This window comes from Arcticibacter tournemirensis, assembly GCF_006716645.1.
In the GTDB taxonomy this organism is placed as follows: Bacteria; Bacteroidota; Bacteroidia; order Sphingobacteriales; family Sphingobacteriaceae; genus Arcticibacter; species Arcticibacter tournemirensis.
The window spans coordinates 2188212-2203591 of sequence record NZ_VFPL01000001.1; the positions used below are offsets into that span (position 1 = coordinate 2188212).

7 protein-coding genes are annotated in these 15380 nt (G+C 44.3%); all 7 read left to right on the plus strand.

What is annotated here, in order from left to right; genetic code table 11:
* Nucleotide 1 precedes the first annotated feature (1 nt).
* The 7 genes from BDE36_RS09210 (at nucleotide 2) to BDE36_RS09240 (ending at nucleotide 15370) form a co-directional block, all read left to right on the plus strand.
* Entirely contained in the window at nucleotides 2-757 is a 756-nt protein-coding gene (locus BDE36_RS09210) for an SGNH/GDSL hydrolase family protein (RefSeq protein ID WP_141814636.1), read from the plus strand.
* 252 nt (nucleotides 758-1009) lie between these two features.
* On the plus strand, nucleotides 1010-3739 hold the full coding sequence (locus tag BDE36_RS09215; protein WP_141814637.1) for a glycoside hydrolase family 2 protein: 2730 nt from the start codon (nucleotides 1010-1012) through the stop codon (nucleotides 3737-3739).
* A 452-nt stretch (nucleotides 3740-4191) separates the two neighbouring features.
* Nucleotides 4192-5136: a hypothetical protein gene (locus BDE36_RS09220; protein ID WP_141814638.1), complete on the plus strand. Its 945-nt coding sequence runs from the start codon at nucleotides 4192-4194 to the stop codon at nucleotides 5134-5136.
* 379 nt (nucleotides 5137-5515) lie between these two features.
* Nucleotides 5516-9100: a glycoside hydrolase family 2 TIM barrel-domain containing protein gene (locus tag BDE36_RS09225; RefSeq protein ID WP_141814639.1), complete on the plus strand. Its 3585-nt coding sequence runs from the start codon at nucleotides 5516-5518 to the stop codon at nucleotides 9098-9100.
* A gap of 402 nt (nucleotides 9101-9502) precedes the next feature.
* The gene (locus BDE36_RS09230; RefSeq protein WP_128769303.1) at nucleotides 9503-10924 is read left to right on the plus strand and encodes a glycoside hydrolase family 125 protein; all 1422 of its coding nucleotides are present in this window, start codon (nucleotides 9503-9505) and stop codon (nucleotides 10922-10924) included.
* A 143-nt stretch (nucleotides 10925-11067) separates the two neighbouring features.
* The gene (locus tag BDE36_RS09235) at nucleotides 11068-12081 is read left to right on the plus strand and encodes a LacI family DNA-binding transcriptional regulator (protein WP_141814640.1); all 1014 of its coding nucleotides are present in this window, start codon (nucleotides 11068-11070) and stop codon (nucleotides 12079-12081) included.
* Nucleotides 12082-12355: 274 nt separating this feature from the next.
* Nucleotides 12356-15370, plus strand: coding sequence for a SusC/RagA family TonB-linked outer membrane protein (locus BDE36_RS09240; protein ID WP_202618214.1), 3015 nt, complete (start codon nucleotides 12356-12358; stop codon nucleotides 15368-15370).
* Nucleotides 15371-15380 lie beyond the last annotated feature (10 nt).

The following is a 15380-nucleotide window of genomic DNA, read 5'->3' on the forward strand; positions in this document are numbered from 1 at the left end:
GATGCAAAGAAGACAAGTATTAAAAAGCATATTGACATCGGCAGCGGGTATCGCGGTCCTCAAAGCCGGGGCGTCAACCATTGAGGAAATATCAACCGGGTTTGTTTCGCAACCGGAAACGAATGAGCCGGTCGTTATCAATTCGGGCGTCGGTGGTAACAATACCGTCGATCTGTTAAACCGGATAGAGAAGGATTGCTACGCTCATAAGCCGAAGCTCACCGTTCTGATGATTGGAACAAATGATATGAACAGCAGGAAGTACGTTCCGCTTGACCAATATGAAAAGAATCTCTCTCAGATTATTACCGGTATTAAGGATAAAGGAAGCAAAGTTTTATTGATGACTATTCTTCCGTTCTATGAACCTTATTTGATGACGCGGCATCCCGCGGCTTTTTACGAGCCGGAAGGACCTGTAAAACGGAGGGCACAGGTTATCGAAGTGATAAAACGGGCGGCAAAAAAGCATAAAACACACCTTCTCGATCTGGGTATGCGGTTTGAAGCTGTTGGAAAGATAGGCACAGACAAAGACTCGCTTATAAAAAATGAAGCGAATAGCAACAAGACCGACGGGCTTCATCCAACCGCCAATGGTTACCGGTTTATTGGCCTTTCGGTCTATGATTATATCCTATATCATGACCTTCCTAAAACGAATATCGTTTGCTTTGGCGACAGTATCACCCACGGTGATGGGCCGGTCGAAAGCTATCCTGGCTATTTAAAAAGATTGCTGAGCAGTTCCAAATAGCGGATAATAAGTATCCATCAATGTTTGAATCTGAGATAAATCGGCAAAATGTTGAATAAATTATAAAGAATACATTGTTTTACTTTGGCGGTCGGGGCAAGTCTTGAATTAAAGGAACTATACACATTCCTTCGTCCAATTAGGATCGTTCAAATATTTACCGGCACATATGTAAATATGAACGCTATCGACTTTGTCCAAAGGCGAAAATAATGCATGAAACTAATCAGATAATATATAAATTTTTATAAAGTGAATAGATACCATTCAGTACTACTGTTTTTATTTCTTTTGGTTCGTGCAAGTCTTAATGCGCAGACAAGCGCCTCGCTTAGCAACGCTTCCTCCGAAAACTCTATCTTCCTGAGGTCTCAAAAAGGCTTTAACGGAAAGTTCGAATGGAAAATTAGAAAAGCGGGGGACGTAAAGGGCGGAGGCGCTGTATTGTCAAAAGCTGACTACAGAAGTAATGATTGGTATCCTGCCATTGTACCGGGAACTGTTTTGAATACGCTGGTGAGTAATAAAGTTTATCCCGAACCCTATTATGGCGACAATAACCGCAAAGAGAGAAATCTTATCCCGGATATTTCCCAGGCTGGCAGGGACTTCTATAACTACTGGTTCAGAACCGAATTTTCGGTTCCCGCAGCTTTTGCAGGCAAGAGGATCTGGCTGAAATTCCACGGGATAAATTACCGTTCGGAAATTTGGCTGAATGGTAAGAAACTGGGCAATATGGCCGGCATGTTCAATTCACAAAGCTTCGATATCACAGCCATTGCCTCTTTGCAATCAAAAAATGTACTGGCAGTAAATGTCCTTCCGGTCGACGTCCCCGGCACAAGCAACCGCGCAAATAACAATCGTCAGGGTGCTGTCGGAGAGAACAAGAATGGGGGAGATGGCGAGATTGGTAAGAATGTCACGATGCTGATGAGTGTAGGCTGGGATTTTACATCGCCTGATGGTATCCGGGATCGTAACACCGGAATCTGGAAAGACGTAGAAGTCTACGCCACAGGCGACGTGCTGCTTGAAAATGCCTTTGTTCAGTCGAAGCTGCCACTTCCTGATACCACCTCTTCGCGCGAAATAGTTTCTGTTGAAGTTGTTAATGCCACTTCAAAAGCGCAGAAAGGGACGGTTTCAGGCCTGATCAGCGAGAACGGCGTCAGCTTTCAGCAGGCGGTTCATCTTGCCCCTCATGAACGGAAAACGGTGATATTCCGTCCGGAGCAATACAAACAACTGGTAATTAAAAATCCTAAGCTCTGGTGGCCCGTGAACAAAGGGAAGCCCAATCTCTATACGCTTAACCTGAAATTTGTAAACGCTGCCAACCAGGTGAGCCACACAGCGAAAACCCGTTTTGGCATCCGGGAAATAAGTTCAGATCAGAATACGCCTGATAAATCCCGGAGGTTTTATGTCAACGGGCATCCTGTATTCATAAGAGGCACCAACTGGGTTCCCGAGGCGATGCTGCGTAATACAGAAAAACGTACCTATACCGAATTGAGATATACGCGGCAGGCCGGCATTAACCTGATCCGCTTATGGGGCGGCGGCATTGCCGAGTCGGACTATTTTTACCAGCTGTGTGATGAACTGGGACTGATGGTTTGGTCGGAATTCTGGATCACCGGAGACACCCGGTTCCCCGTCGACACCGCTCTGTATTTTAAGAATCTTGAAAATACTATCAAGAGAATTCGCTCACACGCATCTTCGGCCTATTATGTTTCGGCGAACGAGTCGACCGAGCTGAAGGGTGCCGGAGAGTTGATCCACCGCCTTGACAGTACAATTGGCTATCAGGTGCAAAGTGAGTGCTGCGGAATCCATGATGGCAGTCCCTATAAATACGAAAACCCTATGCAGTATTTTGAGAATACCGCATCTCCGCGAGGCAGCAGGGTAGATGGATTTAATCCTGAATATGGGGCACCTTGTTTGCCAACCCTCGAGTCCCTTCAGGAAATGATGCCTGCAAAAGACTTATGGCCGGCCAATGATACCGTATGGAACTACCTGGACGGCGGAGGCTTTCACCAGATAACGACTAAATATCGCCAGGCGGTAGAAGAATTCGGAAAATCTTCGTCTATTGCCGAGTATGCGCGTAAAGCGCAATTGGTGGGTGCGCTGAACTTCAGGGCTATCTGGGAGGTATGGAATTATAACAAGTTTAACTACGGCGACCGTTTTGCCTCCGGGTTTTTATTCTGGTATCATAACAGTCCGCTGCCCCAGACAGGCAGCCGCCTGTACGACTGGTCGCTTGAACCAACAGCAGCTCTGTATTACTCTCAGAATGGATTGGCCCCTCTGCACCCGCAATTTGATTACTTAAAGAATACGGTATCCGTGTATAACGATTATCGCCTCGCTTTCAGTAAGTATAGTGTGGAGGCTACTGTATATGATCTGAACTCGAAGGCGGTCTTTAACCAGTCGAAGGTTATCGACATCCCTTCAGACGGCGTAGTAAATGACGCCCTTAAGATTGATTTTCCGGATAACATATCGCAGGTTCACTTTATTAAGCTGCAATTGAAAGATGCTGCCGGGAAGGTTGTAAGCGATGCTTTTTACTGGCGCTCGAAAGATCAGTATAAAGGCGCATGGACAATAACCGGTCCGGCTGTTTCTGGATTTTCGGATATTAATAAACTGCCGGCTACTGAATTGAAAATAAAGGCAGGTGCCAGAAAGGCTGCCGGTAAATCGCTGATTGATGTTACCATCTCCAATTCGGGCAATGCACTTGCATTCTTTACCCGTTTAAAGCTTAAGGATGCAAAAGGCGCTATCGTAAAGCCTGCTTTTTATAGCGATAACTTTTTCTCCCTGTTGCCGGGTGAGTCGAAAACCGTTACAATTGAAATTCCTGCCGACTCTTTTGCCGGCAAGCAAGTAGATGTGGTAACAGAGGGCTTTAATACCACCGGGATGACGATCCGTGTTACCTTAAACTAATCTTTGATATCGTCCATACGTCAAACCGTATGGACGATATCAAAGATCCTGTTCGATCGCTTTATAAATAATACTATACCCTACCTGGGTCCGGTTTTAAACCGGCCTGTACCCAGCATGTAACTCTTTTTAAATCCAGTCACTACGTTAGCGTCCATATTACGTGATGAGTGCGTTAAAAGTCCGTGTTTTGGCATTAAAACACGGACTTTTAACATAGTTTTTATATTGTTTGACCGCAAAGGCTGAAATGCAGTCCAAACGTTGTTTATACCTTTATACAGCCCGTTTTTAGATCGCCTTGCTGCACCTGCAGAGCTAATCCGCTCTCTTTCAGGAGAAAGTGGTTTAATCTTTAAAGAAAAAAGATTTCAAATTTTTATGTTTTAATTTTCAGTATTCTTAAATTAGCTTCATAAACCAAACCGATGTTCATCTAAACCAAAACGGGCATGGCAATCATACAAGGCAAATATTTAAGGGGAAGCGTAGGGAATTACGCATTCCGCAAGGTCGGCAACCGCAACATTATACAATCTAAGCCAGGCCGGGGCACGGTCCGTCAAACGGAGGCCACGCGGGAGAGCAGCGCCGAGTTTGGTCTGGCCAGTACAGCAGGCAAGATGCTTCGGTATGCCTTTGGGAACCTGTACGGGTATGAGTATGATGGCAGGATGATGAACAGGATGGTCAGAACACTTACCGAAGTGATCGGCAAGGACGACAGGCCTCGGGGACAAAGGGAGATCACCGGCGGAGATATCAGCAGGCTGAAGGGCTTCGAGTTCAATGCGGCGGCCCCTCTGCGCAACCAGTGGAAGCTGACACCGGAGGTGGGGATGGATGAAAAGGGAACGATCCGGGTGAGCTTTCCGTCGTTCGCGTATCTAAAAGACCTGACGCCATCCTCCAGTTGCAGCTATTGCATCATCAAGGCCCAGGTGATCGCCTTCGACTTTAAGAACAGCCGGTACAAGAGCCTTGGAGAAGAGAAGCTGGAAGTGAAACTGATTACCGGGCGTCAGGAGGCCACCGAATGGACGTTTGAGTCGGACGTACCGGAAGGATGTTTACTTCTGGTGGGGTTCTCTCTGAAATACTACCGGAACAATAACGGGATCCTGGAGATCGTACAGGACCGTTCAAAACACAGTTCAACAGAGATCATCGGGAGCTTTATCCGTGCTGATCGGGAAACGCCGTATGAGGAACCACCGCAGATCATCCGGGTATCCAAATACGAATCATGGGCACCGGATTCAGGCTGGCGAAAGGTCGGGTTAAACAGCAAGGCCTATAACAAGCTGCAAAGGCAAAGGCTGAAACAGGCAAAGGGGAAGAGCCCAACAGTGGCGAAGGAGAAGACAAAGGATAAGGATGGCTGGACGAAGATGTAATTTTGCCACGGGCTGCTATCTGTAAAGTACTGACTTACATTCGGAACCAGAACGCTGAATAAAATGGATCTTTTGCAGATACACGAAGGTACAAAAGTCTTATCGGGAAGCTTCAGTTGCAAACTGAAAACAGCAACACATTATTGACACGTATAATGAAAGGCTAAGTAGCTTATAGTTTTATAAAAAGTAAAGAGTACCAGGTAATTTGTACCACTTGTTATGTATCAGTTTAGCTAACCATGAAATCACCCGGTTCGGCGTCTGAATTTTCTTTTTTTTTGCTAAATCGATTGGGTGGGCTATATTTGTTTGAACTGCAGGTGTAGAGATGGGTGCTGTGTTTCAGGGAGTTATCCGCAGGGGATTATAGATTCAAATGAAACTGAAAATCTTTTTATACGCTATACTGGCAATTACATTTGTTCAGCCAGCGAACTTATTTTCTCAAAACTTTAAAAGCGGGGTATATTATAAACTAATTAACAAAAAAGGCTTAGCGGCCGATACCCGAGGTGCCAACGAGAATAATTCGGAGCTTTATCTCGCAAAGACCGATAAGGGAAGCACCGGACAGATATGGTTACTTAGCGAAAATGAAAAAGGTTCTTATATTATTACAAGCCCGGTAAGCTTTCGAAGCCTGGATAATGCTAATAAGCGCTCGGGAAGCGGGAATGCAGTGGTATTATGGGATAGGGATGACTATAATGAAAATCAGCAATGGAAAATTGTTAAAAAGGACAAGGACAGCTATACGATAACGTCGCAGGCATCGGGTTTCAATTTGTCGTTTAAAGCTGATGCGCGCGGGGAAATAAAGTTATTCCAGATGCCGGCTAATGCGGATGACCCGAACCAGGAATGGCAAATAAAGGAATTTACCGCAAAAATTCATATTCCAAAGAGAGTTGGACTGACGGAATGGGAGAATGAAGAGATCTTTGGGGTAAACAAGGAACCTGCCCACGTTTCCTATATCCCTTTTGCATCTGCAGAAGAGCTTAAAAACGATCCGACTTACAAAACTCCCTGGGAAAAAACCAAGTCGTCTTTGTATCAGTCTTTAAACGGAAACTGGAAATTTAACTGGGTAAAGCAACCTTCGGAAAGACCTCTTGAATTTTATAAGCCAGAATACGACGTTTCGTCGTGGAAAGAAATTCAGGTGCCATCCAACTGGGAGATGCACGGCTATGGTACACCAATCTATACCAATATTACCTATCCTTTTAAAAACGATCCGCCTTTCATTAAGCCAGAGCCGGGTTATACCAACGAAAAGGAGCCGAATCCGGTAGGGTCATACAGAAGAAGCTTTTCCATTCCGGAAAACTGGGCGGGGAAAAGGATCTATCTCCGGTTTGAGGGCGTTTATAGCGCCATGTATGTATGGGTAAATGGTAAAAAGGTTGGCTACAGTGAGGGCGCTAATAACGCTGCCGAATTTGACGTGACTAATTATGCCCAAGCAGGAGAGAATACCCTTGCTGTTGAGGTATATCGCTGGAGTGATGGAAGTTATATAGAGGATCAGGATATGTTCAGGCTAAGCGGCATCCATAGAGACGTTTCTGTTTATGCTTTGCCGGAAGTTCATATCCGGGATTATTATGTGAAAACCGATTTCAGTGGACAGGATTTCTCTTCTTCGGTTTTTAACGCCAAAATTTCTGTCAGGAATATGGGAAAACAGGCCTTGAAATCCGGGGAACTTCAGGTTTCGGTACTTGATCCTAAAGGGAAAGAAGTACTTACATTAAAACAGCCTCTTTCTTCTATCGAAAAAGCAGGGGAAAAGGGGTATAACCTGAATGCCACAGTTAAAAATCCACAGCTCTGGTCGGCAGAAACGCCTGATCTCTACACGGCTATATTTACGCTGAATGATGAGACCGGGAATACGCTTGAAGTTATTTCGTCAAAATTCGGTTTCCGCAAAGTAGAAATTAAGAATAAACGGGTACTGGTTAACGGTAAACAGGTGTTCTTTAAAGGAACTAACCGCCACGATATTCATCCGCAGTTGGGGAAAGCCGTTCCTGTGGAATCAATGATTCAGGATATCCTGCTCATGAAGAAGGCTAATATTAACACTATCCGGACCAGTCATTATCCCAACGATCCGAAGATGTATGCGATGTTCGATTATTACGGGCTATATACGATGTCTGAAGCGGACCTTGAATGTCATGGAAATAACTCGATCAGCAGGATGCCCAGCTGGCTTCCGGCCTTTACCGACCGGAATGTGAGGAACGTAGAAGAGCACAAGAACCACCCTTCTGTGGTGTTTTGGTCGATGGGGAATGAGAGCGGATCAGGAACAAATTTTGATGCAGTGTATAAAGAGATCAAGAAGATCGACAGTACCTTAATCGTCCATTACGAAGGAAAGAACAACGCTGCAGACATGGATTCGAGGATGTATCCGTCAATAGACTACATGACTTCTGTTGACCGGCAAAATACGGATAAGCCATTTTTCCTCTGTGAGTATGCTCATGCTATGGGGAATGCTATTGGTAATCTTTCTGAATACTGGGATTACATCGAAAATAAATCGCAGCGTATGATTGGCGGCTGTATCTGGGATTGGGTAGACCAGGGTTTAAACAAGACGGGGGAACCTAAGGACCGGTATTATTTTGGCGGTGATTTTGGTGACAAGCCCAATGATTTCGACTTTTGCAATAATGGAATTACCACGCCCGACCGCAGGGCTACGGCAAAGATGCTGGAGGTAAAGAAGGTTTACCAGTACATTAAGATGGTGCCTGTTGACCTTTCGGTAGGCAGTATGAAGATCATTAACCGCTATGATTTTATCAACCTTAAACAGTTTGATTTAAAATGGAGCGTTTTGAAAGATGGCAGAGTGGTAGATTCGGGTGCTATCGTGCCGCAGGATGTCAGGCCTGATGATTCGGTGGAACTGGTGATTCCTTTTATCAACAGATTTGAGAGCGGAAGTGAATATTTCCTCAACCTCGAGTTTAAACTGGCCAAAGAGGCGCTTTGGGCTGAGCCGGGTCATGTGGTAGCTTCCGCCCAGTTTGCCTTAACCCCGCGGCCAGCACTTGCGGCGGTTGATACTCTAGGTGTAGAAAGACTTTATGCTTCTGAAAGAGAAAATATCGTGAACATTTCGGGAAGTGATTCTGACGTGCAGTTTGACAGGACGACGGGTTTGCTTGTTTCACTGAAATACGCCCGCAAAGAAATGATCCATGAGGGGAGAGGTCTGGCGTTCAACTGGTATAGGAGCATAAATAACGATCCGCGTAAGTTTGTTGAACCAAAGATAAAGCTTGAAGGGTTTACGTACCTGCCTTCTCAGGATGGCAAGACGGTAATCGTGAGAACAAGGTATACTGCTGTTATCCCTGGTGAGAAACAGGGCACGGTTTCTTATTCGGTTAACTATTTAATTTCGCCGGGAGGTGTTATTGATGTTGAAGCGACCTTCGACAATACCAAAGATGCATACCATGTGCCGCGACTAGGGCTGCAGATGTCGCTGATCCCCGAGATGGAACAGGTGGAATGGTATGGTCGTGGTCCGCATGAAAACTATGCAGACCGCAAAGCTTCTGCTTATTTCGGCGTATATAACAATACGGTGGATGCCATGGAAGAGTATTATGTGAGGTCGCAAAGCATGGGCAACCGCGAAGATGTACGCTGGTGCAAGCTAACCAATGCAAGCAAAGAGGGTATAAAGATCTTTTCAAAAGATAAGATGAACATTAGTGCGATGCATTATCTTGAGCAGGATCTTTGGAATGCTGTTCATGCATTTAAACATTCGGGGATCAAGAAACCGGAAACGATCTTATATCTCGATTACATGCAAAGGGGAATCGGGAATGCAAGCTGCGGCCCGGGCCCTTTAAAAGAATATGAAATTCCGGCGGGTAACGCTCACGTTTATTCTTTCAGAATCGAACGAAGCGGAATTTAATATGCAAAAGACTGGTGACAATTAATCAAAGGAAGGATAGATATAACGGATAGTTCTTATTGCCACATCATCAAACTCTTGTTGAGGCGTATCACCTTTACTTCCAGTTTTTTAGACCAGGATTGTAAAATTTTGGATTCAATAGTTTGCTAAAACAATTTAGTTATGTATGTTTGGTTATGGCATTTATTAGAATGCCATAACCAATTTAGATTAAACTGTTTTATTAATTATTTGATGAAATACATTTGGAGGGTAACAAAAAGGGATGGCTCGCACGAGTAGCAGACAGTACTACCTGGACAGGAAGCGTATTACCGGCGATATGCACGGACAGGCTCCTGTTCTTTGGTGTGCCTTTGCTCTGTTAAATTAACTAGCTAACACATTGATAGAATATATATGAAAAGAAGAACCTTTATTAAGAGCGCAGGGGCATTAGGTGCCGGGTTTGTTCTAAGCAACAATTTTGCTTTTGCTACTCCGCCTGCATTTCCAGTGGTAAGAACTGCTCCGGCATCCAGGAAGTTCACCAGTAAAGCAGTTGAAAAAGCTATCGCTGAATTTAAAAAGAATGTAAAGAATGAGGAGCTGGGCTGGTTGTTTGAGAACTGCTTCCCAAATACGCTCGATACTACCGTTTTTCCGGAGGTTAACAATGGAGTGCCTGATACATACGTAATTACAGGAGATATTGATGCGATGTGGATGCGCGACAGTACGGCACAGGTTTGGCCATATATGCAGTTTATAAAACAGGATAAACCACTTCAGCAGCTGATAGCTGGGGTAATTAACCGCCAGGTGACATATATCCTCAAAGATCCTTATGCTAATGCCTTTTATCATGATCCCAATAAGAAAGGGGAATGGTCTACCGATCATACCGACATGAAACCCGGTGTTCATGAAAGGAAATGGGAGATCGACTCTCTTTGTTATCCTATCCGGCTTGGATATCACTACTGGAAAAGCAGCGGCGACACGAAACCGTTCGGTGAACAATGGCAGGCCGCTATTAAGGCGATACTGAAGACCTTCAAAGAGCAACAGAAAAAAGAGAATAAAGGACCGTATAAATTTCAGCGCAGTACGCCGAAGGCGTCGGATACACAGCCGATGGCCGGATATGGCTTTCCTGTAAAACCAGTTGGACTGATTTGTTCTGCATTCAGGCCGAGTGATGATGCGACGTTATACCAGTTTCTGATACCGTCCAATTTCTTTGCAGTGGTAAGTCTTAAAGAAGCTGCAGAAATGATGGAGGCGATAGCTAAAGACAGCAAAACTGCCGGCGAATTAACAGCGCTTGCTACTGAAGTTGAACAGGCATTAAAGCTTTATGCGACGGCCGACCACAAAAAGTATGGTAAGATATATGCATTCGAGGTTGACGGATACGGGAATCAGCTCTTTATGGATGATGCAAACGTGCCAAGTCTGATGTCGTTACCTTATTTGAAGGCCGTCGAAACCAGCGATGCAGTTTATCAGAATACGCGCAAGTTTATCTGGTCGGAAGATAACCCTTACTTCTACAAAGGAACAGCAGGAGAAGGATATGGCGGTCCGCACGTGGAAAGAGATGGCATGATCTGGCCTTTGAGTATTATCATCTATGGTCTTACCAGCACCGATGACGCAGAGATTAAGCGTTGTGTGGAAGTGCTGAGGACGACGCACGGAGGTACAGGTTTTATGCATGAGACGTTCTTTAAAGACGATCCGAAGAATTTCACCCGTTCATGGTTTGCATGGGCCAACACTATTTTTGGTGAGTTCTTATGGAAAACGTATAAAGAAAGACCTCACTTGCTTGTCTGATTTAACGGAAACGGTGAATGTTGATTCATAAATGGCAGTCCGATTTGCATCACAGCGATGCACCATAAGCTAAGGGGCATCGCTGTGATATTGATAAAGAATAACTATTAAATATTATATTTGGACTCCATTAAATCGTTAAAGTGAAGAAAAAACTTTCCATTAGTGATATTGCAAGAAGCCTGAACATATCGGTCACTACCGTTTCTTTTATTTTGAATGGCCGCGCTGAAGAAAAGCGGATCAGCGAAGAGCTTGTACAGCGTGTTCAGAAATATATAGCGGAGGTTGGATATAAGCCTAATTCTCTTGCCAGAAGCTTAAGGACCGGTAAATCGAACACGATCGGACTGATGGTAGAAGATATTTCCAATCCCTTCTTCGCTAATATTGCGAGGATGATTGAAGATAATGCCTATAAGAATGGATATAAGATCCTCTACTGCAGTACGGATAACGATACAGAGAAGACAAAGGATTTGATCCAGATGTTCCAGGAAAGGCATGTGGATGGATATATCATAGCCCCGCCCGACGGGGTGGAGGAAGAAATAAATACACTTATAAGCTCAGGATCGCCGGTCGTCCTGTTTGACCGTAACCTGCCTGGTGTTCATACTGACTATGTTGGTATTGATAATTATGGCAGTACTTATCATGCTATAAATTACCTTATCAGGAAGGGGTACAAAAACATAGCCTTTATCACGCTGTATTCACTCCAATCCCAGATGCAGGAGCGTATGCAGGGATATGAGAGTGCACTTGCTGAACACCAGATGAATCAGCATATAAAGGAAATTCCTTACAGCAATGATCCTGATGATATTATTAAACATGTATCGGCTTTTTTAAGCAGAAAAAAGGAAGTAGATGCAGTGTTGTTCGGTACGAACTACCTCGCCGTAAGCGGACTACGTGCCATCTATAACCTTGGACTGAAAATACCGTCAGATCTGGCAGTAATAGCATTTGATGATCATGATGTTTTCGAATTAAGCAACCCTTCTATTACAGCCATTAAACAGCCTATTCAAGAGATTTCTGGTGAGGTTATCAATTTGTTGCTCAAGGGATTGAAGTCGCCGTCGAAGCTAAAAAAACCTGAATCACTTATATTAAAGACAACTTTAGAGCTTAGGAAATCTTCAAAGTAGAACAGCTTTTAGTTACTATAGGAGTGTGTCTTGTCGCTTTTTTTTAAATTTTCGCACTTTATCGAAAAAAATATACATTTGCTAAATCGTTTAACCTGTTTCACCTATGAAAACTATGTCTGCTATATGAAGAAATATAAATAAGAATAACGAGCGTTTTAGAAAAGGTATAAAGTGGTGGCTACAGGAGCCAGCCACGGTACATTCCTATGTCTCTTAATTTTTCGATCACATCGCCATCTATTAAACTATTCAAATAAATCAAACAACTATTATGAAACACAAGAGAAAAGTAACACTTCTGTGTGCATTGTTAGTGTTTATGCTAAACAGTATAAACGCCTTTGCTCAGAACCAGATCAAAGGAAGAGTGACAGCTTCCAGCGACAAACAGCCCTTACCGGGGGTTTCGGTAAATGTGAAAGGGAGCCAGAAGGGAGTGTCGACTGACGTCAACGGTAATTTTGTAATTCAGGCAGGCCCAAGGGATGTTTTGGTGTTTACTGCTATTGGATTTGCTAATCAGCAGGTAACCGTAGGCGATCGCACTGAGATCAATGTAGTGATGAAAGATGAATCACAGAATCTGAAAGAAGTAGTTGTAATTGGCTACGGCTCGATTTCCCGTGATAAGCTTACCAATGCGGCAGTGAGCGTAAAAGCAGACGAGTTCAGACAGGGGGGAGCGAGGAATGCCATGGACCTTTTACAAGGTAAGGTAGCCGGACTTAACATTACCAGAAGCAGCAACAACCCCAATTCCGGAGTTTCCTTACAGCTCAGAGGAGTGACGTCTGTAGAGGGCAGCAGGTCGCCGTTGATAGTCATTGACGGGATTCCGGGGGGAAACCTCGACCTTTTGCAGCAGGACGATATAGAGTCGATGGACGTGCTAAAAGATGGTTCTGCAGCTGCTATCTATGGCACCAGGGCAAATGGAGGAGTCATACTGGTAACGACCAAAAAAGGTAAAGAAGGTCCGGCCAGGTTTGATTATTCAACTTACTTCCGTACCGAATCAGTGGTTAAGAAGTATGATTTTATGACAGCTGAAGAGGTGAGAGCAGCGATCGCAGCAGGGCAGCTTCCCGCAAACCGCGATAATGCAGATTGGGGAGGAGCTTCGACAAACATGTTTGATGAAGTGGTAAACGACAATCCTGTAAGCCAATATCACAATCTTGCATTATCAGGCGGGACCAAAAGTACCAGCTACCGGGCGAGCATCTTTTTTCAGGATCTTAAAGGAATCGCCAAAGAAAGCGGCCGAAAAAACTATGGTGGCAGGCTGAATATTAATCAAAAGGGATTGAATGACCGGTTGAGCGCGCAAATAAACCTTGCCACAAATTTCAATACCGCTAATATGCTTGGCAACAGTCTTAACTGGGAGACAGCCTACACCCGGCTCCCCACTCAGCCTATATATAACGCCAACGGTACATATTGGGAGGACCTAACCACGACATCTTCAAATAACCTTGTAAGCGTTTTAAACCAGCAGTCGAATAACCGTACTCAGCAAACAAGTTCTGCCGATGCGAAATTTACCCTTGATATTGTCAAAGGGCTTAAGGCTTCGGTTTTCGGCTCTCTGCAAAGAGATAGTTATACTGATAATGTTTACTATGATATTAACTCAAGGGCTTCGGTAGCCGGCACCATAACACCGGAAGGGGGGAGAAATGTTGTTCCAAGAGGTACCGGATATGCTTTCAAGGGTAACAGAATGGAGAACGACTATGCCTTTGAGCCAACAATTGACTATTCGACCAGGATTGATGACCACTCGATAAATGGCATTGTTGGATACAGCTACCGTTATAATGTATGGGAAACTTCGGGCATGGCTAACTCGGGTTATTTCAACGATCAGTATGATAATAACAATATGGGAGCGGGGATGTATCAGCAATCTGACGCTTCTTCGATGCAGAGTGAGAAGCAGGACAACACGCTGATCGCTTTTTTTGGAAGAATAAATTATTCGTTTAAAGACAAATATATGGCACAGGTGATCCTGCGGAGAGAAGGGTCGTCAAGATTCGGTGCGAATAATAAATGGGGAAATTTTCCGGCGGTATCTGTGGGCTGGAATATCAGCCGTGAAGACTTTATGCAGGGTGTGTCATTTATTGACTTTCTGAAGCTGAGGGCCGGTTATGGTGTGACAGGTAATTCGGGTTATGCTAATTATACTTCGCTGATTACTTTGGGAACCGGAGGCTTTTATTTATACCCCGACGGTGTGTGGAGGCAAACCTATGGACCTGATCGAAATCCCAATCCGGACCTTAAGTGGGAGGAAAAGCGGGAGCTGAATATTGGTGTTGATTTTAATTTGTTTCAAAACAGGATCGGCGGATCGCTGGATGTTTTCAGTAGGAAGACGGTGGATTTGCTAGGTACTGTGCAGAATCAGCTCCCTTCGTACATTACTGAAAGGCTGTTTTATAATATAGGAACCATTGCGCAAAGTGGAGTCGAGCTGTCTGTAAACGCTACGCCAGTAAAAAAGAAAGATTTTACCTGGAGCATGGATGTTACAGCGAGTACTGTCAGCAACAAAATGGATAAGTATTCGAGTCCTCAATTCCGCACCTCTGACTTGAGTTTTGGCAGCATTGGAGGAGCAGGGGCTTTGGGGGATGCCATCAGGACCAGAGAAGGCGATGATATTGGCAATTTCGTAGGTAAACGATTCGCCGGTTTTGATGATGCAGGGAACTGGCTTTTCTTTAAGAGGGACGGTTCGAGGGTCACAGCGGATCAGATTATAATGTCGCCAACAGATCCGAATACCGATCTTGCAGTATTAGGCAATGGTATTCCAAATTATTATGCATCGTGGACCAATACTTTCAACTATAAGAGTTTTGATTTGCGGATATTCCTTAGAGGTAAGTTTGATTTCGATATTCTAAACCGGATGGAGATGACCTATGGTAACAAAACAACATCAAGCAACCTGTTAACGAGTACCTTCACCCGTCATGCCCAGCTCAATTCTTCGGATTCGCCGGCATACATGTACTCTGATTATTTTCTGGAGTCAGGTGACTTTGTAAAGATCGACGAAATAACACTGGGGTATAACTTTAAACTGAAGACACCTCATGTGAAAAATTTAAGGGTATACGCGACGGGTCAGAACCTTGCCACGTTCACCAGCTACACAGGTAATGACCCTGATTTTGTAAACGACAATGGACTTGATCCTGGTATGGACATAAGGAATCCATATCCGGCCACCCGTTCATTTTTAGTTGGTATTCAGGTTGGATTTTAAAAGTTTTGAG

Coding starts and splice junctions, on each gene's coding strand:
- BDE36_RS09210 (WP_141814636.1), top strand. CDS start 2: ATGCAAAGAAGACAAGTATTAAAAAGCATATTGACATCGGCAGCGGGT.
- BDE36_RS09220 (WP_141814638.1), top strand. CDS start 4,192: ATGGCAATCATACAAGGCAAATATTTAAGGGGAAGCGTAGGGAATTAC.
- BDE36_RS09225 (WP_141814639.1), top strand. CDS start 5,516: ATGAAACTGAAAATCTTTTTATACGCTATACTGGCAATTACATTTGTT.
- BDE36_RS09240 (WP_202618214.1), top strand. CDS start 12,356: ATGAAACACAAGAGAAAAGTAACACTTCTGTGTGCATTGTTAGTGTTT.
- BDE36_RS09230 (WP_128769303.1), top strand. CDS start 9,503: ATGAAAAGAAGAACCTTTATTAAGAGCGCAGGGGCATTAGGTGCCGGG.